At 68.7% G+C, this 26,985-nt stretch carries 25 protein-coding genes; 16 read left to right on the forward strand and 9 right to left on the reverse strand.

Annotation, left to right across the window (positions count from 1 at the left end):
* The first annotated feature begins 24 nt into the window (after positions 1 to 24).
* From AB0F43_RS28415 to AB0F43_RS28425, 3 genes are read left to right on the forward strand one after another with little or no spacing between them, the layout of a single operon-like run.
* Positions 25 to 984, forward strand: a complete 960-nt coding sequence (locus AB0F43_RS28415) for a segregation/condensation protein A (protein ID WP_360483947.1) — start codon at positions 25 to 27, stop codon at positions 982 to 984.
* The gene (gene scpB / locus AB0F43_RS28420) at positions 981 to 2,156 is read left to right on the forward strand and encodes an SMC-Scp complex subunit ScpB (RefSeq protein WP_360483306.1); all 1,176 of its coding nucleotides are present in this window, start codon (positions 981 to 983) and stop codon (positions 2,154 to 2,156) included. Before AB0F43_RS28415 ends, scpB begins: the two co-directional genes overlap by 4 nt.
* Positions 2,149 to 2,883 (forward strand): pseudouridine synthase, encoded by a 735-nt coding sequence (locus AB0F43_RS28425; protein ID WP_360483309.1) that lies wholly within the window; start codon positions 2,149 to 2,151, stop codon positions 2,881 to 2,883. Before scpB ends, AB0F43_RS28425 begins: the two co-directional genes overlap by 8 nt.
* Before the next feature lie 74 nt (positions 2,884 to 2,957).
* Here the strand turns inward: AB0F43_RS28425 and AB0F43_RS28430 are convergent, their stop codons facing one another.
* Positions 2,958 to 3,698 carry a hypothetical protein gene (locus AB0F43_RS28430; RefSeq protein WP_360483312.1) on the reverse strand — a complete coding sequence of 247 codons (741 nt, stop codon included), beginning with the start codon at positions 3,696 to 3,698 and terminating at the stop codon, positions 2,958 to 2,960.
* A 706-nt stretch (positions 3,699 to 4,404) separates the two neighbouring features.
* Here AB0F43_RS28430 and AB0F43_RS28435 point away from each other — a divergent pair.
* The gene (locus AB0F43_RS28435; protein ID WP_360483314.1) at positions 4,405 to 6,357 is read left to right on the forward strand and encodes a heparinase II/III family protein; all 1,953 of its coding nucleotides are present in this window, start codon (positions 4,405 to 4,407) and stop codon (positions 6,355 to 6,357) included.
* A gap of 243 nt (positions 6,358 to 6,600) precedes the next feature.
* On the opposite strand, the gene AB0F43_RS28440 is transcribed toward AB0F43_RS28435, so the two are convergent.
* Positions 6,601 to 7,722, reverse strand: a complete 1,122-nt coding sequence (locus tag AB0F43_RS28440; protein WP_360483317.1) for an alpha/beta hydrolase — start codon at positions 7,720 to 7,722, stop codon at positions 6,601 to 6,603.
* Between the two features lie 193 nt (positions 7,723 to 7,915).
* Between AB0F43_RS28440 and pafA the strand changes: the two genes are divergently transcribed.
* Positions 7,916 to 9,277 (forward strand): Pup--protein ligase, encoded by a 1,362-nt coding sequence (pafA, locus tag AB0F43_RS28445; protein ID WP_360483320.1) that lies wholly within the window; start codon positions 7,916 to 7,918, stop codon positions 9,275 to 9,277.
* 193 nt (positions 9,278 to 9,470) lie between these two features.
* Positions 9,471 to 10,436: an FKBP-type peptidyl-prolyl cis-trans isomerase gene (locus tag AB0F43_RS28450; protein WP_360483323.1), complete on the forward strand. Its 966-nt coding sequence runs from the start codon at positions 9,471 to 9,473 to the stop codon at positions 10,434 to 10,436.
* Positions 10,437 to 10,546: 110 nt separating this feature from the next.
* On the opposite strand, the gene AB0F43_RS28455 is transcribed toward AB0F43_RS28450, so the two are convergent.
* From AB0F43_RS28455 to AB0F43_RS28465, 3 genes are all read right to left on the reverse strand, one after another.
* Positions 10,547 to 10,933, reverse strand: a complete 387-nt coding sequence (locus AB0F43_RS28455) for a hypothetical protein (RefSeq protein ID WP_360483326.1) — start codon at positions 10,931 to 10,933, stop codon at positions 10,547 to 10,549.
* 132 nt (positions 10,934 to 11,065) lie between these two features.
* A complete protein-coding gene (locus AB0F43_RS28460) occupies positions 11,066 to 12,073 on the reverse strand; it encodes a hypothetical protein (protein WP_360483328.1) in 1,008 nt (335 codons plus the stop codon).
* On the reverse strand, positions 12,070 to 13,149 hold the full coding sequence (locus tag AB0F43_RS28465; protein WP_360483331.1) for a DUF3866 family protein: 1,080 nt from the start codon (positions 13,147 to 13,149) through the stop codon (positions 12,070 to 12,072). The genes AB0F43_RS28460 and AB0F43_RS28465 overlap by 4 nt, the downstream gene beginning before the upstream one ends.
* Positions 13,150 to 13,236: 87 nt before the next feature.
* Between AB0F43_RS28465 and AB0F43_RS28470 the strand changes: the two genes are divergently transcribed.
* Positions 13,237 to 14,199 (forward strand): WYL domain-containing protein, encoded by a 963-nt coding sequence (locus AB0F43_RS28470; protein WP_360483334.1) that lies wholly within the window; start codon positions 13,237 to 13,239, stop codon positions 14,197 to 14,199.
* A complete protein-coding gene (locus AB0F43_RS28475; protein WP_360483337.1) occupies positions 14,196 to 15,167 on the forward strand; it encodes a WYL domain-containing protein in 972 nt (323 codons plus the stop codon). Before AB0F43_RS28470 ends, AB0F43_RS28475 begins: the two co-directional genes overlap by 4 nt.
* Positions 15,168 to 15,211: 44 nt before the next feature.
* On the opposite strand, the gene AB0F43_RS28480 is transcribed toward AB0F43_RS28475, so the two are convergent.
* Entirely contained in the window at positions 15,212 to 16,402 is a 1,191-nt protein-coding gene (locus tag AB0F43_RS28480; RefSeq protein ID WP_360483340.1) for a winged helix DNA-binding domain-containing protein, read from the reverse strand.
* A gap of 178 nt (positions 16,403 to 16,580) precedes the next feature.
* Between AB0F43_RS28480 and AB0F43_RS28485 the strand changes: the two genes are divergently transcribed.
* The 4 genes from AB0F43_RS28485 to AB0F43_RS28500 all read left to right on the forward strand — a co-directional run bounded on the left by AB0F43_RS28485 (position 16,581) and on the right by AB0F43_RS28500 (position 18,980).
* Positions 16,581 to 16,772 carry a hypothetical protein gene (locus AB0F43_RS28485; RefSeq protein WP_360483342.1) on the forward strand — a complete coding sequence of 64 codons (192 nt, stop codon included), beginning with the start codon at positions 16,581 to 16,583 and terminating at the stop codon, positions 16,770 to 16,772.
* Between the two features lie 61 nt (positions 16,773 to 16,833).
* The gene (locus tag AB0F43_RS28490) at positions 16,834 to 17,142 is read left to right on the forward strand and encodes a twin-arginine translocase TatA/TatE family subunit (protein ID WP_360483345.1); all 309 of its coding nucleotides are present in this window, start codon (positions 16,834 to 16,836) and stop codon (positions 17,140 to 17,142) included.
* Between the two features lie 25 nt (positions 17,143 to 17,167).
* Positions 17,168 to 17,989 (forward strand): twin-arginine translocase subunit TatC, encoded by an 822-nt coding sequence (gene tatC / locus AB0F43_RS28495; protein ID WP_360483348.1) that lies wholly within the window; start codon positions 17,168 to 17,170, stop codon positions 17,987 to 17,989.
* A gap of 118 nt (positions 17,990 to 18,107) precedes the next feature.
* Entirely contained in the window at positions 18,108 to 18,980 is an 873-nt protein-coding gene (locus AB0F43_RS28500) for a YegS/Rv2252/BmrU family lipid kinase (RefSeq protein WP_360483351.1), read from the forward strand.
* Between the two features lie 96 nt (positions 18,981 to 19,076).
* Here AB0F43_RS28500 and AB0F43_RS28505 read toward each other — a convergent pair whose 3' ends face one another.
* On the reverse strand, positions 19,077 to 19,538 hold the full coding sequence (locus AB0F43_RS28505; protein WP_360483354.1) for a MarR family transcriptional regulator: 462 nt from the start codon (positions 19,536 to 19,538) through the stop codon (positions 19,077 to 19,079).
* A 93-nt stretch (positions 19,539 to 19,631) separates the two neighbouring features.
* Between AB0F43_RS28505 and AB0F43_RS28510 the strand changes: the two genes are divergently transcribed.
* From AB0F43_RS28510 to AB0F43_RS28520, 3 genes are all read left to right on the forward strand, one after another.
* Positions 19,632 to 20,504, forward strand: a complete 873-nt coding sequence (locus AB0F43_RS28510) for an alpha/beta hydrolase (RefSeq protein ID WP_360483357.1) — start codon at positions 19,632 to 19,634, stop codon at positions 20,502 to 20,504.
* Between the two features lie 90 nt (positions 20,505 to 20,594).
* Complete coding sequence (locus tag AB0F43_RS28515; protein WP_360483360.1) at positions 20,595 to 23,420, forward strand: DEAD/DEAH box helicase; 2,826 nt, start codon at positions 20,595 to 20,597, stop codon at positions 23,418 to 23,420.
* A gap of 86 nt (positions 23,421 to 23,506) precedes the next feature.
* Positions 23,507 to 24,772, forward strand: a complete 1,266-nt coding sequence (locus AB0F43_RS28520) for a serine hydrolase domain-containing protein (protein ID WP_360483363.1) — start codon at positions 23,507 to 23,509, stop codon at positions 24,770 to 24,772.
* On the opposite strand, the gene AB0F43_RS28525 is transcribed toward AB0F43_RS28520, so the two are convergent.
* Positions 24,769 to 25,233, reverse strand: a complete 465-nt coding sequence (locus tag AB0F43_RS28525) for a MarR family transcriptional regulator (protein ID WP_360483365.1) — start codon at positions 25,231 to 25,233, stop codon at positions 24,769 to 24,771. The genes AB0F43_RS28520 and AB0F43_RS28525 overlap by 4 nt on opposite strands.
* Positions 25,234 to 25,301: 68 nt before the next feature.
* On the opposite strand from AB0F43_RS28525, the gene AB0F43_RS28530 reads away from it, so the two are divergent.
* Positions 25,302 to 25,673, forward strand: coding sequence for a cupin domain-containing protein (locus AB0F43_RS28530; protein WP_360483368.1), 372 nt, complete (start codon positions 25,302 to 25,304; stop codon positions 25,671 to 25,673).
* Position 25,674: 1 nt separating this feature from the next.
* On the opposite strand, the gene AB0F43_RS28535 is transcribed toward AB0F43_RS28530, so the two are convergent.
* The gene (locus AB0F43_RS28535) at positions 25,675 to 26,976 is read right to left on the reverse strand and encodes a glycoside hydrolase domain-containing protein (protein ID WP_360483371.1); all 1,302 of its coding nucleotides are present in this window, start codon (positions 26,974 to 26,976) and stop codon (positions 25,675 to 25,677) included.
* Positions 26,977 to 26,985 lie beyond the last annotated feature (9 nt).

A 26,985-nucleotide genomic window follows, 5' to 3' on the forward strand; every position in this document is an offset into this window, starting at 1 on the left:
GTGTCCGATTCGCTGCCCTTGGGCATCTCGTCGGCTGACGCCGTACCGACTGTTGCCGAGGGCAAGGGCTTCAGTGTTCACCTGGTGAACTTCGAGGGCCCGTTCGACCTGCTGCTGCAGCTGATCAGCAAGCACAAGCTGGACATCACCGAGATCGCGCTGTCGGTGATCACCGACGACTTCATCGCCCACATCAAGGCCCTCGGGTCGGAGTGGGATCTGGACCAGACATCGGAGTTCCTGCTGATCGCGGCGACCCTGCTGGACCTGAAGGCGGCCCGGTTGCTGCCGAAGGGTGAGGTCGAGGACTCCGAGGACCTGGCCCTGCTGGAGGCGCGGGACCTGCTGTTCGCGCGGCTGCTGCAGTACCGCGCGTTCAAGCAGATCGCGGCGCTGATGCAGGAGCGGATGGCGCTGGAGGGCCGGCGCTTCCCGCGGGCCGTGGGGATGGAGCCGCGGTTCGCGGAGTTGCTGCCCGAGGTGCTGCTGGGGATCGATCCGGCCGGGCTGGCCGCGTTGGCGGCGCGGGCGCTGGCGCCGAAGACCGACGTACCCGAAGGTGTGTCGCTGACCCACCTGCACGGTTCCCAGGTGACGGTGCGGGAACAGGCCGTGGTGATCGTGGACCGGTTGCGACGGCAGCGCAGTACGACGTTCCGCGCGCTGGTGGCGGACTCGCCGGACACGGTGACGACGGTGTGCCGGTTCCTGGCCCTGCTGGAGCTGTTCCGGGAGGGGGCGGTAGCGTTCGATCAGGTGACGCCGCTGGGCGAGCTCACGATCCGGTGGACCGGCTCGGACGAGGGCGAGATCGACGTCAGCGACGAGTTCGACGAGGTGAGTGGGCCCGGATCCGAGGAGGGTGAGGCGCCGGAGGTCTCCGACGACATCGACTTCCTCGAACCCGGCGAGAGCTTGACCGAAGACGACACCCCCGAGGCCGCCCACCCCTCCGAAGCACCCGACGAGACGGTGAACCAGTGACCGACCACCCCACCCCGGACCCCACGTCTGAGCTGAGCGCGGACGCGGCCGACACCCCGGAGCCCGAGGTAGCTAGCTTCGTCGACTCCGGTGCCGAAGAACCAGCCCCCGCCGCCGACGAGCTCGTCGGGTCAGGCGAGGGCGACTCGACGGCCGACGACTCCGCCGATTCCGGCTTGGACTCGGAGCGCGACGACGTACCCGGGGATGAGGACCACCTGCCGCCGGGGCAGACCGCGGTGCCGGTGGGGGACGAGGTCGTCATCGACGACGACACGATGCGGCGCGCGCTCGAGGCGATTCTGATGGTGACGGACGAGCCGTTGCCGGTACTGACGCTGGCCCGCGCGGTCGGTCGGCCGACCGGAGACGTGTCGGCGGCGCTGGAGACGCTGGCCGCGGAGTACGCCGAGCAGGGGCGTGGGTTCGACCTGCGTGAGGTGGGCGGGGGCTGGCGTTACTACACGCGCCCGGAGGCAGCGCCGTACGTGGAGAGGTTCGTGCTCGACGGGCAGCAGGCGCGGCTCACGCAGGCGGCGCTGGAGACGCTCGCGGTGGTCGCGTACAAGCAGCCGGTCAGCCGGGCCCGGGTCTCCGCGATCCGTGGCGTGAACGTCGACGGCGTGATGCGCACGCTCGTCGCCCGCGGTCTCGTCGAAGAGGCCGGTGCCGACACGGAGTCCCAGGCGACGCTGTACCGCACCACGTCGTACTTTCTCGAACGCATGGGCATGCAGTCCCTCGACGACCTCCCCGAACTCGCGCCGTACCTCCCCGACATGGACGACATCGAGGATGAACTAGCCGCCCAAACCCTTCCACCCGCCACCCCCGAGGCAGCCGAGGGTTCCGAGCAGGCTCCGGCAGCCGAGGCCGAGACCCCTGAGCAAGAACCGGCCGCCGACAGCGAGCCCACCGAGGAGCCGTCCGAGCAACCGGCCAGGGCGGCCGAGGACGGACCCGGCATCGACGGTGACCTGGCCACGGACGAGCCGGTCGAGCTCGACGTCGAGCACGAACCAGGCGACCTCGACCCGTCCCAGGAGATCGAGCCCGCCGACGAGGTGAGCGCCGACGAAGCAATCGCCGACGAGGTGAGCGGCTTCGAGGGCGAGGCCGACGAATCTGAGCTGCAGGGCTCTCAGGTGGGGGATCGTGGACGGGATGGGTGAGCAGGAAGGGATTCGGCTGCAGAAGGTACTGGCCCAGGCGGGGGTGGCCAGCCGGCGGACTGCCGAGATCCTGATCGAGCAGGGCCGGGTCGAGGTGGACGGCACGGTGGTGACCGAGTTCGGGATGCGGGTGGACCCGGCGGTGTCGGTGATCCGGGTCGACGGTGAGCGCATCCCGCCGACCAGCGCGCACGTGTACCTGGTCCTCAACAAACCCCGCGGCGTCGTCACCACGATGGCCGACCCGCAGGGCCGCCCGTGCATCGCGGACTACGTCCAGGACCGCCCCGAGCGCCTCTTCCACATCGGCCGCCTCGACACCGACACGGAGGGCCTGCTGCTGCTCACCAACCACGGTGAGTTCGCGCACCGGCTCACGCACCCGTCGTACGAGGTCTCCAAGACGTACGTCGCCGAAGTCGACGGCAACGTGAAACCGGCGGTCCTGCGCAGCCTCCTCGACGGCATTGAGCTGGACGACGGCCCGGCCCAGGCGGACACGGTCAAGGTCATCTCCAGCATCCGCGGCCGCACCTTGATCCAGATCAGCCTGCACGAGGGCCGCAACCGCATCGTCCGCCGCATGTTCGACGCGGTCGGCCACCCGGTCAAACGCCTCACCCGCACCGCCATCGGCCCGGTCCGCCGCGGCAACCTCCACACCGGCGACCTCCGCGAGCTCGACCACAAAGAACTGGGCCAACTCCTCGACCTCGTCGACCTCTGACCACCCTTCCGGAAGATCACTGTCACCGGCTGACGGTTATCTTCCGGAAAGCGCACCTGCCGCAGAGCCCAGGGCTACTTCGCGGTGGTGAGGCCTTGGACGATGAGTTCGTTGCGGGCGTCTTGGCCGGCTGGGACGGAGGTGTGGACGCCGTCGCGCAGGTACCACGTGAGCCGGCCTGGTTTGGCGGCGAGGTATTCGGCCCAGCGGACGATGCGCAGGTTCGGGTGGCGCCTTTGTGCGTCGGATAGCTGGAGGTTGATCCAGGCGCTGTTGCGTTGGTCGGCCAGTTGAACAGCGGCCGGTCGGGTGGTTCGAGCGACCTGGATGTTGACCCAGATGACGGTCCGGTTCGGGCCGACGATGTCCATGGTGCGGTCGGCCTGTGCGGCGAACACGGGTGGCGTGAAGATGTCGTTGCTGCCGATCGCCATCAGGATCCGGCGTGGCAGGCCGTACAGGGTGGCCCATTGGGCGAGTGCGTCGACGGTCGGCTGGGTTGGCCGGCCGGACCAGTTGTTCACGGCCAGGGGGTCGCCGGTGCGGCCCGCGAGCCGGGTGGCCAGGGCTCTGCCGTCCTGGATGGAGATGCTGTCGCCGAACATGAACACGCCGTCACGCGCCAGCACGTACTTGATGGTCGACTCGGAGGCGATTGCCTTGCTGGAGATTTGCCAGTTGCCCAAGTCGCCGGAGCCGTAGCCGTAGCCGGCGGCGTACGCGACCTGGGTTCCCCCCACCGTAGCCGCGGCCATGGTGGCGGCGCCGGCGACCATGATCTGCCGCCGGCTGGGCCGGGCAGGCTGCTGTGCCATTTCGATCTCCCCCGTGAACTTTCGGTGCCGGCGGCCGATCAACCCCGCCAGCATTCCACTCTCCGTCATCAGGGCAGCTTGGGGCAAGGGCATCGTTCCCCGGTTCTGCGGGACTTTCGGCCTGTCTGTGCCGGGCCGAAAGTCCCGGCAGCCGTTGCCGGCCGTTTGTGTCAATGGGGGTCTGGGGTGATCCCAGTCGAGCGAGTCGCCTCCGCAGTTGCCGACGAAGACTTTCATTGCCCGGGGCACCTTTTCGTACCCGCCTTTGACCGCTAGGCCGAATTGCTCGCGCTGGTGGATCGGAGCGGCTCCAAACTTTATTCCGATTGGTAGACGCAATGTGGCGACTTGGGTGCATCATGTCCTGTGGGGGGATTGTTACGGGGGTGGCAGACTTGGTGACGGAACGTCAGCATTCGCGCTCGGCTTGAGCCTCAGGTCGAGACGTTCTTCGACGGTGAGCGGTCCGCCCCCGCGGAAGCACGCGTGCTTGCCGACGGCAACAGGCACATGGCAGGCCCAGCGGCACTGTCCGAGCACGGGGTCGGCACAGCCGACCGCCCGGCCGGGCCATTGCGTCCTGTCCAGAGCTGACCAGGGGCGGGGACACCCTGTCCTGGTCGCGGACCGTCGGCTCGGGTGAGTGATCGCGTCCCGAGCCTCGATGGCGTCGCCGCGGTTCGGCGACCTGGGGGAAGGACAACTCATGCGATTGAAGCGCACGGCCGGTGTGGCCGTCGGAATCGCCGTACTGGTGCTGGGCGCCGGTGTGGCGAAAGGAGAAACTCGAACGCTGGCGGCCCTGCCGGGCATCCTGATCGTGCCGGCGCCGGAGGGGCCGGACGAGGCACAGTTCGTGCCTGGCGCCAGCAACGTCGTACCCGCGACTGCGCCGCCGGCCACCGATGTCGGGACGAACCAGGTCCAAACGCTGGCGGCACCCTTCTATGCGTGTCCGGGCTTCAGCGGGATCGAGCGGACGAACCCATTGGCGAACCTGTACAAGGACACCTTCACGTGGGGGCCGTACGCGCCGTACAAGGTCGGCAACGGCGGTGGAAACATCAACTGGTTGGCGAATCCGTACAAGAACGCCAGCTGGTACATGTGGTTGCACTCGCTGCGCTGGCTCGGCCAGGGCATCGTTGCCGCGGGCAAGGGCGACCTGACCGCGCTGACGCGAGTCAACACGATCGCCTATGACTGGAACCGCGACAACCCGTACTCATGGAAGGGCAACGTCGGTGCCTGGGAGTCGACGATGCACCGGACGAACGTGCTGATCTGCCTGCGGCAGGCCATTCTTTCGGGGCTCCAGACAACGACCTTGCCGACGCGGTATGCCTGGGTGGATGCCGCGCTGCTGAGTCACGCGAGATTCCTCACGTACAACTGGAGCGGCGCCTGGAACCACGGCACCGACGAGAGTATCGCCCTGTTCGGAGTCGGCGTCACGCTGAACCGGACCGACTACAAGAACCTCGCCCAGCAGCGACTGGCGGCCGCGATCACCACATCGATCGATGCGCAGGGCTCGACCAACGAACAGTCGACCGGGTACGCGGCATTCAACTACTCGCTCTGGGGCCGTGCCATCGCCGTACTGAAGAACGGCGGTGTCGACCCCGGTACGACGATGGCGACCCGCCGAGCGTTGCTGGGCAAGTGGCTGGCCCTGGCGACGAACTCGCTCGGCAAGTTGCATCAACTCGGTGACACCGAGCTCCAGTCGACGTACCCGTGGCCCGGAACGCCGATGGAGTACGCCGGCTCCCTTGGTACGAAGGGTACGGCGCCGCCGTGGCGGGTCGGGATCTACTCGGCCGGCTACGCGTTCGGCCGCACTGGCTGGGGTACCGATCCCACCAGAGGTTTCGCGGGCGAGTCGACGTACAGCATCAGGTTCGGACCCGCGCGGGCGTTCCATGGGCACTTCGACCACACCAGCATCACCTACACGGCCCGCGGCCGGGACATCGTCATCGACGGCGGGTACGCGGCGTACTCGGCCGGTGTATGGCGCACCTGGGTCGTCAGTCCTTCGGCCCACAGCGGGATGACGACGCCGCTGGCGAAGGCCCTGAACCCGGTGACAAGGCTGACCGCCTGGTCGGTGAAGGCGAACGCCGAGTCGTATCAGTTCACCGATGCGCCGGGGAGTGGAATCAGCCGCGTCCGCTCGGTCCTGGTGCTGAAGGACCCGGACCTGATCGTCACCTGGGACCGCGCGTCGGCGACGACCGCACAGGCGTTCCAGACACTGTGGCATCTGCCGCCGGATCAGCGGGCGACCGTCTACTCCCGAACCACCGCGGTGGCGATGGCGCCGGGTGACTCGACCAAGACGGTCTTGTTCCAGGTCCCGTTCAAGCAGGTGTTGCCCGCCGGTGCGACTCTGGTCAAGCAGGCCCAGACGAACCCGATCCAGGGCTGGTACTACCCCAGCAGCTACGTCCGCAGGTCCGCCCCGACCGTGATGCTGGCTCGGTCCGGCAAGACGGCGTCGATCCTGTCGTTCGTCGTTCCCGTGCGCGCCACCGGGTCGGTCACCTACTCCACCCGGCAGTCCGGCACCACGTTCATCGTCAACCTCAACGTCGGCGGCCGGGCGGCGACGATCGCCATCTCGGGCGGCGGCTCCCTCTACCGAGCCGGATAGCCGTCGAAGCCTTGCACGAAGAACCAAAGTTGCGCGGAGCAACTATCAGCCTCATCGGCCGGAGGCGGTGCACCAAGTGCGCCGCCCCCTGGCCGGTCAGTCTGCTGTTCGAGGCGAGTACCGGCCTGGTTGGCGGTGCAGCGCGAAGATCGTGGCCCGGAGGTCGCGAACGGTCGCGTCGATGTCCTCGACCTCGTTGACCTCTGACCACCTTTCCGGAAGACAACTGTCACCGGCTGACGGTTATCTTCCGGAAAGCGCACCTGCCGCAGAGCCCAGGGCTTGGGCGAAGAACGTGCGGACCAGTTTGCGTACGGCGTGGATCCCGTACGGCGTGCTGCCGATCAGGCGGGCCCGTGCCTCCGGGGTGACCAGGCCGGCTGACTGCAGTTGCGGTGTGAGGGCCGCGTAGTCGGTGAAGACCCAGTGGTTGGCGTCGTGGAGTTCGACGCGCCGGACCGGCCCACCGTGGGACATCACGGCCGCCCACGTGCGGTCGAAGCGGGCGTCGCGGAAACCGTCCGTCCCGGCCAGGAGCAGCGGCTTGTCGGTCCCGTGCTGGGCGATCGGGTAGAGCTCGCCGTCCAGCGTGTCCAGGTATCCCTCGAGATTGGCCGCCGCCCGGATCCGGCGGTCGTCGAGTGACACGGCCGCGGTGGCGCCGCCCGCCGAGTGCCCGTAGATCCCGATCCGCCGTAGATCGAGGGGAGGTCCGTCCAACGACCTCAGTTGGTCGAGCACGAACCGCACGTCCGCGAACCGGGTCGTCATCATCTTCCGGGACAGCACCGGATCGGTCCGCACCTCCGGCGGCACCTCGATCGTCCGCAGCCGGCCGCCGGGGAACTCGACCTCACTTGTCTCGCCCGGATGGTCGATGGTGATCACCACATAACCGTGGCTGGCCAGGTCCTCGGCGACCGACGTACCGATCGTCCGCGGGTCCGCTCCACCCGGGCTGTAGAGCAGGACGGGACGGCGGGCGGGAGGTGCGGGTGCGTCGACGTGCGAATGGGTCATCGTGGCCGCCCAGTCGACGCCGTCGGCCGGTAGTTCCGAATGCAAGATCCCGGCGTCGAGGCCCTTGAACACTTCGGCCGCGGCGGGCGTGAGCTGGGCAGCGAGGGGATACCCGCGGACGACGGTCGCCGGGTAGAACAGCGTGGTCATGATGTCGCGGGTCGACGCGTTGTTCCACGGATCGGACCGGTCCCGATCGATCAGGTGACGCGTCGTCGTACCGACTCTCCATCGGCCGGTGGGTGCGGGCAGCCTCAGCCTCAGGTCGCCGTGCGCGGCGTACGCGGGAAGCGGTCCGGCAAGGACCGACGATGCGAGGGCGGCGGTGAACGTTCTTCTTCTCATGACCCGACGCTGGCAGTTGCAACCGGTGTCGTCACTACTGTCGAACCGAGCTCCACCCGAAGATCCACCACTGGTCCGACCAGCCTCGACCCAGGGCTCGATCGGGGGACCGTTGACATCAAAGGGATAACGCTGGGAAACGGCGCGCCTGAGACATGGCCCGGTTGTCGGAGCTGCCACGTAGTGTGGGTGTGTGAACCGGCGAATCTTCGGTCTGGAGAACGAGTACGGCGTCACGTGTACCTTTCGCGGTCAGCGCCGACTGACCCCCGACGAGGTGGCGCGGTACCTGTTTCGGCGCGTTGTGTCCTGGGGGCGGAGCAGCAACGTCTTCCTCCGCAACGGGGCACGGCTCTATCTCGACGTGGGCTCTCACCCGGAGTACGCGACCGGTGAGTGCGACTCGGTCACCGACCTGATCGCGCACGACAAGGCCGGTGAGCGGATCCTCGAGGGTCTGCTGGTGGATGCGCAGAAGCGGCTGCACGACGAGGGCATCTTCGGCGACGTCTACCTGTTCAAGAACAACACCGACTCGGCCGGCAACAGCTACGGCTGCCACGAGAACTACCTGGTCAGCCGGCACGGCGACTTCGCCAAGCTGGCCGACGTACTGATCCCGTTCCTGGTCACCCGGCAGCTGATCTGCGGCGCCGGGAAGGTGCTGCAGACGCCACGCGGCGCGGTCTACTCGGTGTCGCAGCGGGCCGAGCACATCTGGGAAGGCGTCTCCAGCGCGACCACCCGGTCCCGGCCGATCATCAACACCCGCGACGAGCCGCACGCGGACGCCGAGCGGTTCCGCCGGCTGCATGTGATCGTCGGCGACTCGAACATGTCCGAGACCACCATGCTGCTCAAGGTGGCCAGCACCGACCTGGTGCTGCGGATGATCGAGGCCGGCATCGTGATGCGCGACCTGACCCTGGACAACCCGATCCGGGCCATCCGTGAGATCAGCCACGACATGACCGGCCGCCGCGAGGTCCGGCTGGCCAACGGCCGCGAGGCCAGCGCCCTCGACATCCAGGGTGAGTACCTCTCCAAGGCGCGGGACTTCGTCGACCGCCGCGAGCTCGGTACGCCGGCCGTCGAGCGGGCGCTGTCGCTGTGGGAGCGGACCCTGAAGGCGATCGAGTCCGGCGACCTGAGCGGGATCGAGCGCGAGATCGACTGGGTGATCAAGTACCGCCTGATCGAGCGCTACCGGCAGCAGAACAACCTCGGCCTGGCCAGCCCGCGGGTCGCCCAGCTCGACCTGGCGTACCACGACATCCACCGGCCGCGCGGGCTCTACTACCTGCTCGAGCGCAGGGGCGCGGTCACCCGGGTGGTCGACGATCTGCGCATCTTCGAGGCGAAGTCGGTGCCGCCGCAGACGACGCGGGCCCGGCTGCGCGGTGAGTTCATCAAGCGGGCGCAGGAGCGCCGTCGCGACTTCACCGTCGACTGGGTCCACCTCAAGCTGAACGACCAGGCCCAGCGCACTGTGCTCTGCAAAGACCCGTTCAAATCCCACGACGAACGAGTGGAAAAGCTCATCGCCAGTATGTGAGCACGCCGCCTGCTGCCCGTCGGCGTACGACGGAGTTTGTCACGCTACGTGGTGTGACCTAATGGTGACGCAGGCGGCGAGTGGTGTGGTTGCGCGCGCAGGCTAGGGTGGTCGGCGTTGTTGCCCGGAGAGGGCCTCTGCCCTCCGAGTCGATCGGCGCGGACCGCGCCGGGATGTATCGAGGTGCTCGTTCGTGCGCAAGTTGTTGAGTCTGGTTGCCGTGGCGGCGCTCGGGACCGGGCTGGTCGCCTGTGGCTCCGAGAAGCCGGAGTTCGGGGCCGGCGGGATCAAGGTGACGTCGGACTTCGGGCAGAAGCCGACCATCACCCACCGCGAGGGGGAGCCCGAGAAGTCGCTGGTGACCGAGGTCCTCAAGGAGGGCGACGGTCCGGTGGTGAAGAAGGGTGAGCTGCTCACCGCGAACTACCTCGGCCAGATCTGGCGCGACGGCAAGGTCTTCGACAACTCCTACGACCGGGGTGCGCCGTCGTCGTTCCCGATCGGGGTCGGCGGCGTCATCGACGGCTGGGACGAGGGCCTGGTCGGGAAGAAGATCGGCAGCCGGGTGCTGCTGTCCATCCCGTCCGACAAGGGCTACAAGCAGGCCGGGAACGAGCAGGCCGGGATCAAGGGTGACGACACGCTGATCTTCGTCGTCGACCTGGTCGGCGCGGCCGCCAACGACACCCCGCTGGACGCCACCCTGGCGACCTCCGCGGCGAGCGCCATCAAGGTCACCGGCGCGCTGAACGCGGAGCCGAAGGTGACGGTCCCGGCCGGCACCAAGGCGCCGGCGAAGCCGGGTAAGCCGGTCGTGTTCGCGCTCGGCAAGGGCAAGCCGATCGAGAAGTCCAGCCAGCTGATCGGGCGGTATGTCGTCTACGACTACACCGGGAAGAAGCAGGCCAGCACCTGGGACGGCCAGCCCGCCGCCAACGGCCAGCCCGCGCAGCCCGGCGCCCCGACCGACCAGCTCCAGGTGGGTCCCGGCCCCAACGGCCAAGCCGGCGCCCTCGACGGCCTGGCCGGCATCCCCGTCGGCAGCCGGGTCCTCGTCGAGCTCCCCCCGTCCAAGGACGCCAAGGGCAAGGCCATCAACGCCTTCGCCGTCATCGACATCCTCAACGCCTTCCCCGCCCCCAAGCAGCAAGGCCAGTAACCGGCCTCCGGCCGGGCGGCGGGGGTTGCTTCCCGCCCCAAGCAGCAGGGCCAGTAGCGAGCATGTTCTGAGGGCCGGTCTCCTGGGTGGGAGGCCGGCTCTCGGGCTGTTCAGGGGTGGAACCAGCGGTTGGTTTCTGGGTGGAAGGTCAGGGTCAGGGCGGCGAGCAGCGTGCTGAGGTGGATGGTGCGGAGGACGGCTGAGATGAGGAACGGCGCGGACCAGTCGAGGCTGCTCAGGTCGTGCTGCGCCAGCCAGGTGACCGGCTCGTAGACGAGGGACGCCAGCCCGACAGTGCCCAGCAGGCCCGCCAGGAGGTAGCGCGACCACGGGACGCCCCGGCGGAAGTAGCGGTCGATGGTGACGAACAGGCCGCCGTACACGAGTGTGCGTACGGCGAGCTGCGCCGCGAGAGCCGGCAGGGAGATGTCCTCGCGGACAGCCTGGATCGCACCGAGGACCGACTCCGCGACCCTGCACCAACGGCGAGCAACCACATCAAGGTCGCCCAACGGGCCGTCAGCGGGGCTTCAACAGCAGTAATGGTTGCCATAGCTCCAGCGTCGCCGCCAGAGGTCTCCACATCAGGAGTACTGCGACCACACTCGAGGTGGAGGTACACCCACCGGTCACCCGCGCTCCTGCCCCGCCGAGCGGTGGTGCCTCCGCGCTGACGGCTGCTGACTCAGACCCGGCCGCGGGGACGAGCCGGTCGTCGGCGACAGCACCGCCTGAGTACGGTTCACGTGGCTGTGGAACGCTTCCTGCCCAGCGACGTATGCCATCAGGTCGATGTCCTGCGGAAGCTGCGGCGCCGCACCGAAGATACGAGTGTGCGCGACCGCCACCAGGGACCGGATCGTGGCGTCACTGCCGCGCTGGTACTCGGGGCCTTGGTACAGGAAGTATTCGGCGTCGACGAAGGCCCGCCGCGCGTCCACATCGTCGAGCAGATCGGTGCGACCGCTGGCCCGCGCGGTCTCGAGCTCGGCGAACGTCGCGAAGGCCTCGCGTTGCAGCGCTCGACGGTCCTGCAGTTCGCCGGTCACCGCGCAGTACAGGCCGTCGACGGGCTGGTCGCGGCCGAGCTCCTCCGCGAGGGCCGTGCCGCGCAGGAGCCGGTTGCCGTCGATCGTCTCGCCACTCGGCAGCCGGACCTGGTTCTGCAAGACATCGCGGTCGGGCGCCTCAGCCTCGAATCGAGCCTCAGCCAGCTCGCCGAGTCGCAGGCCGAGCCTGCTTGCCGGCGAGCCGGGTTCAGGCCCGTCACCCTGTCCCACCGCGGACCCGCGGGGCTGTGCTGAACCCTGGTCGTCGCCCCGGCCGAAGGCGTCCCGCACCCGGCCGATCCCGATCGGCGCGCGGTACTGCTCGGGCAGCGCCCCGGGTCTGCGGCCCTCGGCCCGGCCAGCGAGCCGGAACCGCCACTCAGCCAGGTCACGGTAGGTCTGGATGAACACCATCTGCCGTTCCAGCTCCGACGACACACGGTCCAGCCTCGAGCTCAGCTGCTGCAGCGCCTCGTTGGCTCCGGCTGCCTGCAGCGTTGCGAACCTGGCCTGCTGGTCCCAGATCGCAGGGTTGTTCGTGGTCTTGACGACGTCAGGCGTCGGAAAGCTGGCAGCCGTGATGGTCACTGCCAAGGTACGTCCACCAGACCCGCGGCGTGACGACCCGCGGCGGCCGCGGCCTCGAAGTAGGCGCGGTCCGCGTCCAGGTCACGTCCCATCGTCGACAACTTCACCGGCGCCGCGCGCAGAGCGTCGTACAGCCCGTCAACACCGACCCGCACGACCCGATGCCGCGCCTTCAGCGGCTCAGCGGCATCTCGCACCGCATCACCGAACTCACCCGGCAGATCCGGTACGACGACGTCCGCTGGCTGCAACGCCACCCGGCCGTAAGCGGTAAGGCTGTGGTGAGAGATGCCCCGATGCCGTGGTCGCGGGTCGGCTTCTGAGATCCGCAGCGACGCCACCGCCCGCCCACCCAGCGTGCCGACCGCATTGACCGCCTCACCCGACTGCACCCCGGAGAACCCCCACCGCGTCCCAGTGCCGAGGTTGCCCGGCCCCTGCGTCAGTACGACGACCTCTGCCGCCAGCACATGCACAGCAGTGAGCAACCCGGTGTGAACCGTCACCGCCTCGCGATCCCCGCCGTACGCCTGCCCAACCGTCACAGTCCCGCTCAGCCAGCCACTGTCCCGCAGCGCCGCCACAGTCCGCGAGAACGCCAGCGGCAGCGCCCCACCGTCCGTCATCACGTACACGACCCGAGTGGTCGGCCGAGCCTCATACACACCGGCCAGTACGGCGGGCAGCGCCGAGTGCAGGTCCGCCACGACGACCGGCGTACCGAACAGGTCGTCCGCATCACGCAGTTCGTCGTGGTCCGGGGAGTCCTGCTCGTCGGCGCCCAGCACCATTGTCTGCAGCGGCGTGTAGCGCGCCTTGACCAAGTGCCCATGCTCAGGCGGGTCAGCAGGCAGCCGATCCGGTACGGCGACCACCAGTGCGTACCCGCCCGTCCCCAGGCCCTTGTCGAGCGCACCGACGTTCAGCAACACCCGGTCGCCGGCTACCGGCGTACCGACCAGGTCTGGGTAGGCGAGCGCACGCACGGTCTGCTCCCCGACTGTCACTGTCAGTTCAACAGCGCCGGCCCAGCTCCGGCCGACCTCACGAACCACACCGTCCCGCCAGCGAATCACAGCCTGACTGTAGTGTGTCGAACCGGTGTTCGAAGATATCGGTGCGGGAGGGCGGGATTTGACGCCCTGAGGCCGTAAGGTGGTCAGGTGTCGGCGCGGAAGAGTGAGCGACTGCTCAACGTGGTCATCTGCCTGCTGGTCGCGCGCACCTATGTGACCAAGGAACGCATCCGCGAGGTGGTCGAGGGGTACGCGGGCCAGACCGACGACGCGTTCGAGAAGATGTTCGAGCGGGACAAGGACGAGTTGCGCGATCTCGGCATCCCGATCGAGATGGGCACGATCGACAAGTTCTTCTCCGACGACGTCGGTTACCGGATCCGCCGGGACGTGTTCGAACTGCCCGAGGTCCACCTCGAGCCGGACGAGGCCGCCGTGCTGGGCGTCGCCGCCCGGGTCTGGCAGCATGCCAGCCTGGCCGAGGCCACCACGTCGGCCGTGCTCAAGCTGAAGGCGGCCGGGATTCAGACCGACCAGTCCGCGCTGAGCGCGATCGAGCCGCACGTCGGCGCGTCGGAGCCGGCCTTCGACCCGCTCTGGTCGGCCGTGGTGAGCCGGACAGCCGTCCGGTTCCAGCACCTCCGCAGTGGTGCCTCCGAGCCGACCACGCGGACTCTCGAGCCGTGGGGCATCGTCTCCTGGCACGGCCGCTGGTATGTCGTCGGCCGGGATCGCGACCGCCAGGCCACTCGGATGTTCCGGCTGTCCCGGATCGGCGGGGACGTGAAGACGATCGGCGAGCCCGGCGCGTTCACCGTCCCGGAGGGCACCGACCTGCGCTCGCTCGTCTCCGAGCTGGCACCGCCGAGGCCGACGTCGGAGGCGAAGGTCCGGGCCCGCACCGGGTCGTGTGTCAGCCTGCGCCGCCGCGCGAACGCGATCGAGCCGTACGAGGAGGGCTGGGACCTCCTGCACGTCCCGTACGCCGACTCCGGCGTCCTGGCCGAGGAGATCGCGTCGTACGGCCCGGATGCGGTGGTCGAAGGCCCAGGCGACGTACTGGACGGCGTCTTGTCGCGGCTGCGGTCTGTTGCCGGGGTATCCATATGAGCAATGCGCGTGACCAGGTGCAGCGGCTGCTGGCTCTGGTGCCGTACCTGCGGGAGAACGACGGCGCCCGGGTCGACGACGTCGCCAAGGAGTTCGGCGTACGGCCGAAGCAGATCATCGCGGACCTGAAGGTGCTGTGGTTCTGCGGGCTGCCGGGTGCGCAGATGGGCGATCTGATCGAGATCGACATCGAGGCGGCCGAGGGCGAAGGCATCATCCACATCAACAACGCCGACTACCTGGCCCGCCCGCTGCGGCTGGCCGCGGACGAGGCGCTCGCACTGCTGACCGCGCTCCGGACCCTGCGTGAGGTCACGGCCGGGCCTGACCGGGACGCGGTCGACCGGGCGATCGCGAAGCTCGAGCGCGCCGCGGGGGAGGCCGCTGCCGCGAGCGAGGGCGCGGCGGCCCACGTCCACGTCGAGCCGGCCGCGCCGGAGATCGCCGAGACCGTCAACCGGGCCCTGGCGGCGAAACGACGCCTGCATCTCACGTACGACGTGCCGTCGCGTGACGAGACCACCGAGCGCGACGTGGACCCGATGCGCCTGGTCGTCTCGGAGGGGCGCACGTATCTGGAGGCGTGGTGCCGGCTGGCCGAGGACGTCCGGCTGTTCCGCCTGGACCGCATCGCGGACGTGAAGCTGCTCGACCTGCCCAGCGAGCCGCCGCCGGAGGCAACCCCGCGCGACCTGTCCAACGGCATGTTCCAGCCGTCCGAGCGCGACCTGCTCGCCACCATCCGGCTCGCTCCGCCGGCCCGCTGGGTCGCGGAGTACTACCCCAACGAGTCCGTCGAGGAAGGCCCGGAGAACTCGCTCATCGTCAAGCTCCGCGTCGCCGACACCGGCTGGCTCCAACGCCTGGTCCTCCGACTGGGCGGCGCCGCCACGGTCCTCGACCCACCCGACCTCAGCACCCAGATCGCAGCCACCGCCCGCGAGGCACTGTCGGCGTACGACGACTGACCCCCCAGCAGTTGGAAATCCGCTGGAAGTGCGCCAGGCGGCGTTCAGCCTTGGCTGAGGTGCTTCTCGAGAGGGGAGCGGAAGCGGGGAGTGACGCGGACGCCGGCGAGCCAGGCCGTCCAGCGGGCGGCTTCGGCTTCGACCAGCTCCGTGGTCTCGCGTCCGACCTCCTCGAGCAGCTCGAAGCGGACCTCACCGGATTCCGGCTGACCCCAGCCGCCGATGATGCGGCCGTCGGCCCAGATGGTCGGGCCGACGTTGCCGGTGTTGTCGAAGAGCCTCGACTTGTGCTCGCCGAGGTACCAGTCGCGCTCCTTCCAGCCCATCGGAGTCGGATCCAGCGCCGGCAGGAAAGCCACCCACGGCTCCATCGGAACCTCCGGCGTCTCGTCACCCGGCAGCACGTACCCCACTTGACCGTCCAGGTCCACCGCGACCGCCTCGACCGCGGTCAGAGCCTTCTTGGTCTGGCCAGCCGTCCACCCGGCCCACCACTGCAGGTCCGCCGCCGTACCCGGGCCGAAGGACGACAGCCATGCCCGAGCCAGCTTCACACGTGCCTCGTCGGCCGTGAGCTTGTCGCCCAGTCCGCCCGGCACCCAGTCCTCCGCGGGCGACCACTGGTGCTGGCTGCTGAGCCACGTCCCCAGCGGGCGGCCGCGCACGATCCGGCCCTCGGCCGACAGTTGAAACAGGACACGACTCGTCACATACGGCTGAGCGGCGTACGCCTTCCCCTCCGCCATGCTGAGCCGCGAACGCAGTCGCGGCTCGTCGGCGGACAGCTCCTGAGCGGTCGCCGACCCGCGCAGCGCCAGCGCCGTGGCCGTCGACTCCTCGACCGCCCGCAGCCACTTCCCGGCGGCGTCCGCGTCCGGTGCGATGCCCGCCTCGGCCAGGTGCTTGACCAGCAACTTCCGCTGTTTGACCGCGATGTCGTCCGTGCACGCCGCCTGGACGACGGGCGCGAACTGAGTCGGCACGACGAACACAGTCCGCCGCATGCCGAGCATCCGGATCAGCGTGCGGTCGTCGTACAGCGCACGCTCCGTGCTGGCCACCTCACTGCCAGGCACCCGAGCCGCGACGGACAGGTGGACCGTGGCCGGGTCGGTGGCGTGCAGGGCCACCACGGACGCGGCCGCCTCGACTGGGTCCGCCGCCTGGACGTCCGGCCCGAGCCGGTGCCGCCGGCCGATCCGTGTCCGCCGCTCATCGACCCCGATCCGCAACATCCTGCCCCCTCGCCGTAGTTCTTTTCCCACGCTCGCGGGAGAGTCTGCCCGCTGACCGGCCGACCGGGCGGGGTCGCGCGGGCGACACCCGGTTTTACCATCACGTTCCGACACCGTTGTCCACCGAGACGCTCCGCAGGCAGTGGGCGATCACCGGGAACCGGCTAGGCTCCTGGGTATGTACTGGTTCCTGCTCTTCCTCGGCGTGGTGGCGGTGTGGCTGCTGGTCCTCGCCCTGCTCGCGAAGAAGCTGTGGGGCCAGGGCAAGGCGCTGACGCGTGAGTTGGTCGCCGCCCAGTCCAAGCTGGACGTCGCCCTGTCCACGTCCGGGTCTGGACAGACCCGCGAGGATGGGCGAGCTCCGGCGTAGTATTCGGCCAACGTTCTCACGCTCGGGCCACGACCAAGAAGTTTGTGAAAGGGAGATCGACATGGCACCACTCATCCAGATGCCCCAGGGCGCGGAGTGGCTCATCATTCTCGCCATCGTCGTGCTGCTGTTCGGATCGGCCAAGCTGCCGGCTCTGGTGAAGCAGCTCGGCAAGTCGAAGAAGATCTGGGAGGAAGAGGTCGGTTCGAAGAAGAAGGACCCGGAGCTGACCGAGGGCACCACCCAGCCCGCCCAGGCCCCGACCCAGCAGGCGGCCCCCCAGGCGCAGCCGCAGGCCGCCCAGCAGCCGAACCAGGTGAACGGCCAGGGTCCGGGCGACGGTCTGCCGCCGACCCACACCGCCAACTGAGACAAGCACCCCGCCGGTGTCATTGGTGAAGATCGGATGGCGTAAGACCCCCAAGGAGCGCCGTCCGGAGGACGACGAGGGTCGGATGACCCTGCGCGAGCACATCATCGAGCTGCGCAACCGCTTGGTGATCAGCGTGCTCGCGATCGTGATCGGGACCATCGTCGGCTGGATCTTCTACAACCAGGCCTTCGACTTCCTGACCAAGCCGTTCATGACCAGCGTCGCCGAGATGGCCAAGGACGCCGGTAACGCGAAGACCCCGCAGCTGACCTTCCCGGGCGTCGGGAACGCGCTGACCTTCCGGATCAAGATCTCGGCGCTGTTCGGGCTGATCCTGGCCGCACCGGTCTGGCTGTACCAGCTGTGGGCGTTCATCGCGCCCGGTCTGCACCGCAACGAGCGCAGGTGGGCCTATCTCTTCTCCGCGCTCGCCACTCCGCTGTTCGCCAGCGGAATCTGGGTGGCCTACTGGACGCTGCCGAAGGGCATCGAGATCCTGCTCGGCTTCACCCCGCTGGACATCCAGAACCTGGTCGAGCTGCCCGACTACCTCGACTTCGTGCTGCGCACGATGCTGGTCTTCGGGGTCGCGTTCCTGATCCCGCTGGTCGTCGTCCTGCTGAACATCCTGGGGATCGTCCCGGGCGCCGCGCTGGGCAAATTCCGGCCGTACATCATCTTGGTGATCTTCGTGTTCGCCGCGGTCGCGACGCCGTCCGGTGACCCTTTCACGATGTGCCTGCTGGCGATCCCGATGTGCGTGCTGTTCTTCATCGCCGAGATCATCTCGCGGCTCAACGACCGGCGGCGGGCGCGCAAGGCCGAGGAACTGCTGGCCGACTGATGACTGTGCACATTGCCGCGCTGCCGCGCGGCGGGTCATGGGGCTTTGGGTCCCGGCCTTCCCTCGTCGCTCCAGTCGCTTCGCTCCCTGCGCTCCTCAGTCCAGGCCGGGACGCCCCATGACCAGGCGGATCGCGCTGGTGGTGAATCCGACCTCCGGCAAGGGCCTCGGTGCCCGGGTGGCGCCGATCGTCCGCGGCCGGCTGGAGGCTGCCGGTCTCACCGTCGACGAGTACACGACCACCTGTGCGGAGGACGTCGGCCGGATCGCCGCGGACGTGATCGCCTCCGGCGCCGACGCGGTCGCGCTGATCGGCGGCGACGGCACCGTCCACCTCGGCGCCCAGGTGCTGGCCAAGTCCGGGATGCCGTTCGGCGTGATCCCGGCCGGCACCGGCAACGACTTCGCTCGCGGCGTCGGCGTACCGCTGAAGGACCCGGCCAAGGCGGCCGACCTGATCGTGGCCGGCCACACCCGGACGGTCGACCTCGCGGTGGCCAAGGACGAGTACATCACCACCGTGGTGGCCGGTGGCTTCGACTCCTTGGTGAACAAGCGCGCCAACGCGATGAGCTGGCCCAAGGGCAACTCCCGCTACACGGTCGCCACCCTGGCCGAGCTGCGCACCTTCCAACCACTCGAGTACGTCGTGACCGTCGACGACGAGGTGATCGAGACCCAGGCGATGCTGGTCGCGGTCGGCACCGGTCCGACCTACGGCGGGGGGCTGCAGATCTGCGCCGGCGCCGAGATCGACGACGGCCTGCTCGACGTCACGATCATCCAGCCGGTGTCGCGGTTCACCCTGCTGCAGATGTTCCCGAAGCTGTCCAAGGGCACCCACGTCGGCCACCCGATGCTGCGGACTCTGCGCGGCACGTCGGTCCGGATCGACTCGCCCGGCATCACCGCGTACGCCGACGGCGAGCCGCTGGGCGCCCTCCCGGTCGACATCACCATCGCGCCCGGCGCCCTCACCGTTTTCGCCTGACGCGGACCGCCAGGCCATCACAATCGCTGGGTGACGTCCCGGCTCAGCGTCAGCCGGTGACGCAGGCCGCAGATGTGATGGCCTGGGCGTCCGCCGTCACGTCCGGGTCTCCGCGCGATCCGTCCGACTGTCCGCCTCGGCGCGCTGGCGGAGCATCGAGAGGCTGACCCCTAGCTTGTCCAGGACCTCAGGAGGGAGCACCGAGCCGATCCAGGTCTGGAGCTCGGCCTCGACCGTCGGACTGGCCTTGGCGAGGATTCGCTCGCCTGCCGGGGTGAGCGTCACCAGCGAAGAGCGACGGTCGTTTGGATTCGCCGTACGACGGCAGCGGCCGGAGGCCTCGAGGCGGTCCACGGCCTTGCTGGTCGCGCCGACGGTGATGGCCATCTCGTGGGCCAGGTCGTAGACCCGGGCGGTCCCGCGGGACGCGATGAACCGCAGGAACTCGAACTGGCCCAGTGGCAGGTCGTGCTCCGCCTTCAGCCGGGCGTCGAGCACGTTGTAGAGCCGCGTCTCCAGCCGCACCAGATCGCTGAACAACGATGTGAGATCAGTCACAGCAGGGCTCCAGCTTCCCAGGAATTAGATTCCGTGGAATGTAGTTATCAGGAAGTACATTCCTTGGAATCTATCAGCCATCGGAGGACAACCATGAGCAAGGAACAACGCGCGGCGGCCCGGGCCATGATCGCCAAGGGCGAGCTGGGCCGGACGCCGCAGGTGCAGCGCGACGAGTTCAACGTGATCTTCGATCTCCCCCTGGGCGACGACGTCACGCTCACACCGCGCACACTGGGCGGCGTCCCGGCCCTGGACGTCCACGTCGACGGCGCGGACGGCGACGCGGTGATCTTCTACCTGCACGGCGGCGGTTACGTGATCGGCTCGGCGCGGACGGGGGCCAACCTGGCGGCGCCGCTCGCACGCCGGACCGGTCTGCCTGCGGTGTCGCTGGACTACCGGCTGGCACCGGAGAATCCCTTCCCTGCCGCGGTCGATGACGCGCTGGCGGCGTACAAGGACCTGCTCGGGAGCCACGACAAGATCGTGATCGCCGGCGACTCGGCTGGCGGTGGGCTGGCGCTTGCCACCATGCTGGCCGCGCGACGCGACGGCCTACCGCTGCCCGCCGCGGCCGTCCTCTTCTCGCCCTGGACCGACCTGACCCTGTCCGGCGCGAGCCTCGACACCCGCGGCGACTACGACCCCCTGTTCAGCCGCGGGCACATCCAGGAGTACGCCGACCTGTACCTCGCCGGCCACGACCCGAAGGACGAGCTGGCGAGCCCCCTCCTGGCAGACCTGACCGGCCTCCCACCCCTCCTGATCCAGGTGGGCTCGGCCGAAGTCCTCCTCGACGACGCCCTCCAGTTGGCAGTCCGCGCGGCGGAACACGAGGTCGACGTGAGCCTGGACGTCGTAGCCGGCGCCCCGCATGTCTACCCACTGAACGTCGGCATCATGGACGAGGCGGATGAGGCTCTGGACCACGCCGCCAGATTTCTTGGGGGTGCCGTCGCATAGCCTTGGGGCTGTGAGCGAGCGGAGCGAGGTCACCATCAAGCACAGCGCATGTCGTGTCTCATCCGCGCCCGGAGCGAAGCGAGGACGTGGATGAGCACCCCGTCCGAGAAGTACGCCTCGTTTCGCTCGGACCAGGAGCATCCTGCGGTCAAGGAGTTCCGGGGGCTCTACGACTTCGAGCTGGACGAGTTCCAGTTGCGTGCCTGTGCGGCGCTCGAGGACGGGCATCAGGTGCTGGTGGCGGCGCCGACCGGGTCCGGGAAGACGCTGGTCGGCGAGTTCGCTGTCCATCTCGCGCTGCAGCGCGGGCAGAAGTGCTTCTACACGACCCCGATCAAGGCGCTGAGCAACCAGAAGTACGCCGACCTCGTCAGCCGGTACGGCACCGACAAGGTCGGCCTGCTCACCGGTGACAACTCGGTCAACTCCGAGGCCCCGATCGTCGTGATGACGACCGAGGTGCTGCGGAACATGCTGTACGCCGGTTCGAACACCCTGCTCGGCCTGTCGTACGTCGTGATGGACGAAGTGCACTACCTGGCCGACCGGGCCCGGGGCGCGGTATGGGAAGAGGTGCTGATCCACCTGCCGGACTCGGTCTCGGTGGTGTCGTTGTCGGCGACCGTGAGCAACGCCGAGGAGTTCGGCGACTGGCTGGCGACGGTCCGTGGCAACACTGTCGTCGTCCTGGAGGAGAAGCGGCCGGTGCCGCTGTTCCAGCACGTGATGGTGGGGAAGCGGCTGCACGACCTGTTCGCCGGAGAAGCGCCGACCGCCCGGGTCGGCGCACCTGCGAAGAGCAGGTCCGGCAACCCGGCCAAGGCAGCACAGCCCGAGGCGCAGCCCGATCTGAAGGATCTGGTCAACCCACAGCTGGTCCGGATCGCGCGCGACGACAACCGGATCTTCCGCGACGACTCGCGCAAACCACGCCGGCGCCGCGACCTGCCGAAGACCAGGCCGTCGCGATCCCACTTCACGCCGTACCGCTCGGACGTGGTCGAGGAGCTGGACGCCGGGGCGTTGCTGCCGGCGATCTACTTCATCTTCTCCCGCAAGGGCTGCGAGGACGCGATGGTGCAGTGCCTGCGGTCCGGCCTGCGGCTGACCAAGCCGCACGAGCGGGACGAGATCAAGCGGGTGCTGGCCGAGCGGACCGCCGACCTGCCGGACGAGGATCTCGGCGTCCTCGGGTACCACGACTTCGCCGAGGCGCTCAGCCGCGGCATCGCGGCTCACCACGCGGGCCTGCTGTCGGCGTTCAAGGAGGTCGTCGAGGAGCTGTTCGCGCGCGGCCTGATCAAGGTCGTGTTCGCCACCGAGACGCTTGCCCTGGGCATCAACATGCCGGCCCGGACCGTCGTCCTCGAGAAGCTGAGCAAGTGGAACGGCGAGGCGCACGTCGACATCACGCCGGGGGAGTACACCCAGCTCACCGGCCGGGCCGGCCGGCGCGGTATCGACGTCGAGGGCCACGCGGTGGTGCTGTGGCAGCCCGGGTTCGATCCGCGGGCGGTGGCCGGGCTGGCGTCGACCCGTACGTATCCGCTCCGCTCGTCGTTCTCCCCGTCGTACAACATGGCTGTGAACCTGGTCCGCCAGGTCGGCCGGAGCCGGGCCCGCGACATGCTGGAGCTGTCGTTCGCGCAGTTCCAGTCCGACCAGGCGGTGGTCGGGCTGGCCCGGCAGGTGCAGCGCAACACCGAGGCGCTCGAGGGCTACAAGGAGTCGATCGACTGCCACCTCGGCGACTTCCTCGAGTACGCCGACCTGCGCCGGCGGATCGGTGAGCGGGAGGCGTCCGGCTCCAAGCGGCGCAAGCTGGACCGCCGGGTCGAGGCACAGGAGTCGATCGAGAAGCTGCGGATCGGCGACATCATCCGGATCCCGGCCGGCCGCAGCGCGGGCTGGGCGCTGGTGCTCGACCCCGGGATGCGCTCGGAGCGCGAGGGTCCGCGGCCGACCGTGCTGACGCTGGACCGTCAGGTGCGCAAGTTGTCGATGGTCGACTTCCCGACCCCGGTCGAGGCGATCGGGACGCTCCGGGTGCCGAAGAAGTTCAACCCGCGCAACCCGCAGCAGCGGCGCGAGCTGGCGCAGGTACTGCGCACTCGCACCGACATGCTGGGTGAGGACGGGCCCCCGTCGCGCACTCGTGGCCGGGACACGCTCAGCCACGCGGACGACCCGGAGTTGCAGGAGATGCGGGCGCAGTTGCGCGCGCACCCGTGCCACGGCTGCTCCGACCGCGAGGACCATGCCCGCTGGGCCGAGCGGTACTTCCGGCTCGACCGGGAGAACCGTGAGGTGCAGCGGAAGATCGAGCAGCGGACGAACACCATCGCCCGCCAGTTCGACCGGGTCTGCCAGGTGCTGGACGCGCTGCACTACCTGGACGGCGACAAGACGACCGAGGCCGGCGACCGGCTGGCGCGGATCTACACCGAGCTCGACCTGGTCGCCGCGGAGTGCCTGCGGCAGGGTGTGTTCGACGACCTGACCGTTCCGGAGTTGGCCGCCTGCCTGGCCGCATTGGTCTACGAGGCGCGGTCGAAGGACGAGCCGACGTCACCACGGCTGCCGCGCGGCGACGTACGGCACGCACTGGAGCGGATGGGGTCGATCTGGCGGGATCTGTCCGCGCTGGAACGCGACATGCGGGTCGACTTCCTGCGCTCGATGGACCTCGGCTTCTGCTGGCCCGCGTTCCGCTGGGCGTCGGGCGCCTCGCTGGCCGAGGTGCTGTACGAGTCCGACCTCGCCGCCGGCGACTTCGTCCGCTGGGTCAAGCAGCTCATCGACCTCACCGAGCAGGTCGCCGACGCCGCGGGTGACACGCCGCTGCGCAGCACAGCGCGCTCCGTCGTCGACGAGATCCGCCGCGGAGTGATCTCCTACGCGTCGATGATCGACTAGGTCAGGCGCGACCTAAACCTCTGCGGTGAGAGACTCCGTCCCGCAGTACCTCCCCCTGCCCTGAACACCTGAAGGAGAACACGTCTGTGGAGCTGACGCGCCGCAACCTCGGTAAGCTTGCGCTCGCAACCGGGGCGGTCGCCGCCGTCGGCACCGGAGCAGGGACGGCCCTGAGCCGTTCCGCCGATGCCGCCGCGACCTGGAAGACCACCGGCACCACGGTCTCGGCCCTGGCCGGCTTCGACAATCAGATGAAGGCCTTCATGCAGGCCCGCGGCATCACCGCCGGCCAGCTCGCCGTCACCTACAAGGGCCGGTTGGTGCTTGCCCGCGGCTACAGCACGTCGACCGCGCTGACCGTCCAGCCGACCTCGCTGTTCCGCGTTGCCAGCGTGTCGAAGACGATCACTGCCGCCGCGATCATGAAGCTGGTCCAGGACGGCAAGCTGAGCCTGTCCACACCGGTCGGCAACATCATCTCCATCACGCCGCCGGCCGGCCAGACCAAGGACACGCGCTGGTCCGCCGTCACGATCAGGCGGCTGCTGCAGCACCTCGGCGGCTTCGACCGCGACGTGTCCGGTGATCCGAACTTCAAGGACGCGATCATCTCGAAGGCGCTCGGCGTACCGATGGAGCTCCGGCACGCCGACGAGATCAAGTACATGGCCGGGCAGAAGCTCGACTTCGCCCCGGGCAGTAGATACGCCTACTCCAACTTCGGGTACTTGCTGGCCGGCCGGGTGATCGAGAAGGTCAGCGGTCTGAGCTACGCGACGTACGTGCAACAGAAGCTGCTCACCCCGCTGCAGATCAAGCGGATGGCGCTCGGCTGGAGCATCGCGAAGCACACCGGTGAGATGCCGTACGACTCGCAGTACACCGGGCGCACCGTGCTGGACAACTCTGGCACTGTCGTGAAGGCGCCGTACGGGTCGTTCAGCATGCGCATTCAGGACGCCAACGGCGGCTGGATCGCGAGCGCGCCGGACCTGGTCAAGTGGGCGAAGATGTTCGACGCGGGGTCCAGCGTGCTGAACACCACCTCGCTGAACGCGATCTGGGCAAAGCCCGAGATCGGCATCACCAACGGCTCGTACTACGGCCTCGGCTGGCAGATCCGCCCGACCACGGGTGGCACGGGCCGCAACACCTGGCACACCGGCAGCCTGCCGGGGACCTATTCCATCCTGGTCCGGACGTACTCCGGGATGAGCTGGGCCGCGTTGTTCAACCGGCGGGACGACGCCAGCGGCAAGTCGTACGCCGATATCGACGCAGCCCTGTGGACCGCTGCCAACGGCGTGAAAACCTGGCCGACCCACAATTACTTCTCCAAGTACTTCAGCTAATACATCAACGCCCGGAAGTGCGGCGTGCTGATCTGGGCCTCACCGGCCATCGCGGTCAGGACGTCGCGCAGGCTGTCGATCGCTCCGTCGCCGAACTGGCGGCGGAGCTTTCGTTCGTAGGCCTGGTGGAACTTCCGGGCTGCCGCCAACGCGGCCTCGCCGCGGGTGGTCAGCTGCAGCAGCCGGGCGCGGGCGTCGGACGGGTCGGGGCGGCGCTCGACGTACCCGCGGCGTTCCATGTCGTCGACGATCTGGCTCGCGCCCTGCTTGGTGATCCCGAGCCGCTCCGCGAGCCGGCTGATACTCGTCGGCCCGGCGCTCAGCGTGCGCAGCACGTACCCATCCGACCGGCCCTGGTCGTCGAAACCCTGCGCCGCCGTCGCGGCCCGCAGCGCGCGGACGAACTCCTGGTCGGCGAGCACCAGCAGGATCCCGAAATCTGGCTTGCCTGAACGCGTCATGACCCTCATGATAGTCAAGCTGACTTGGTCAAGTCAGCTTGACTAAATCGGAAGAAGAGGGGAACGCCATGCAGGTCATTCGCGCGGCCGAGGCGCCGAAGTTCCAGCTGCACGGAGTCCAGTTCACCGGTCTGGCCGCGCCGAGCCGGGGCTCTGCCGGGCTGTGCACCTGGAAGCTCACCGTCGATCCTGGCGTCGGCGGCGGCGAACCGCACACGCTCGACCGGGACGAGGTGTTCATGGTGCTCAGCGGGACCGTCCAGATCACCCCGGACGGCGACAAGCTCGAGGCCGGCGACGCGATCGTCGTACCCGCGGGCGAGCCGATCCGGCTGACCAACCTGGGCGACGCCCCGGCCGAGCTGTACGTCGCCATCACCGCAGGCTTCACCGGCACGATGGCCGACGGTACGACGATCCAGCCACCCTGGGCTCAGTGAGTCAGCAGCGCCTGAGTGGTGCGGTGTACGTCGTCTTGCTCGTGGTGGCGACGTAGTAGTCGGTGACCCAACTGGCGTCACTCAGCCGGTCCCACACCGACGTTGTACCGACCCTCGAACCGGCTCGCTGGCAGGTGATCCAGGCCAGTGAACCGATCGGCAGCGGGCTCGGGTACGCGCTGTACGACGTACCTGGGCCGCTGCGCCGGGTCAGATTGTTGATCGTCGTCTGGAACGGGTTGGTGCAGCCGGGGATGGGTGCGGAGTAGCCGGTCTTGTTCGGTGTCCTGACGTAGTAGTCGGTCACATAGGTTCCGTCGATCAGCTTGTTCCAGACCGTTGTGGTGCCGATCTTCGGGCCGAAGGTCTGGCACACGATCCGTACGGCGGAGTTCGCGGCGATCGTCGACCTGATCGGGTAGGCGGTCGACGGGCCGCTGTAGGAGTAGATCGTGGACCTGACGGTGTACGTGTACCACACGCTTGCCACCGGCGCGTCGAAACGGTCGCTGTCGATGTTCAGCGTCACGCCGCCGTGCGTCTCGTTGTGGTCGCCCAGGTACTGCTTGCCCCGTTGACCGACCGCCCAGAAGGTGTTGGGCACGGTCGGCCAGCCGGTCAGCGAGCTGTTGCCGTCCCATCGCGCGATCCAGAGCGCGTCCGGTCGCGCGTACGACGTGGAGTTGTACGCCGATGCGAGATGGGGTGCTCCCGAGTTCTGGTGCGCGTACACCCCGGAGAGGAAGCCGAGTCGGTGCAGCTCCTTCGTCCACGCTGACAGATACCGCAGTACGGTCGTCTTGCAGGTCGCGTCGGCCGCGTTGTAGTGCTCCATGTCGGCGTAGATCGCGCTGCCGGCCAGCAGATTGAGTGCCCGGGCGACGTTGACCGCGTCTCTGGCCAGGAGGCCGCCCTGGAAAGTCGCGGAGGCCGCGGTTATCTTCACCGCGTTGGTCCGGAACGTGCAGGGCGCCTGGTATCCCATGTAGATCGGGATCAGCCGGAAGCCCATCCGCGTCACGCTGCTGACCCAGCTGGGCGTCAGCTGGGGCTGCGCGCAACTGCGGTTCACGCCGCCGATGTAGATCCCGATCGCTTTGTACGGCGAGGCTTTCCAGGCCGTCATCTGCGCGACCGTCGGCGCCGTACAGGTGTCGAACGCGAGCCCGGTGAACCGCGTCGCCGTGGCCCCGGCCGGATACGTCAGCGGTGTCGTCGGCTCAGCCGAAGCCGGCACCGGAAGCCCGAGCAACAGTACGCCGACAGCCACGCACGCGACCTTGATGAACCCGACACGAATCATTGCGACCAC

This window comes from Kribbella sp. NPDC023972, assembly GCF_040639075.1.
Classification (GTDB): domain Bacteria; phylum Actinomycetota; class Actinomycetes; order Propionibacteriales; family Kribbellaceae; genus Kribbella.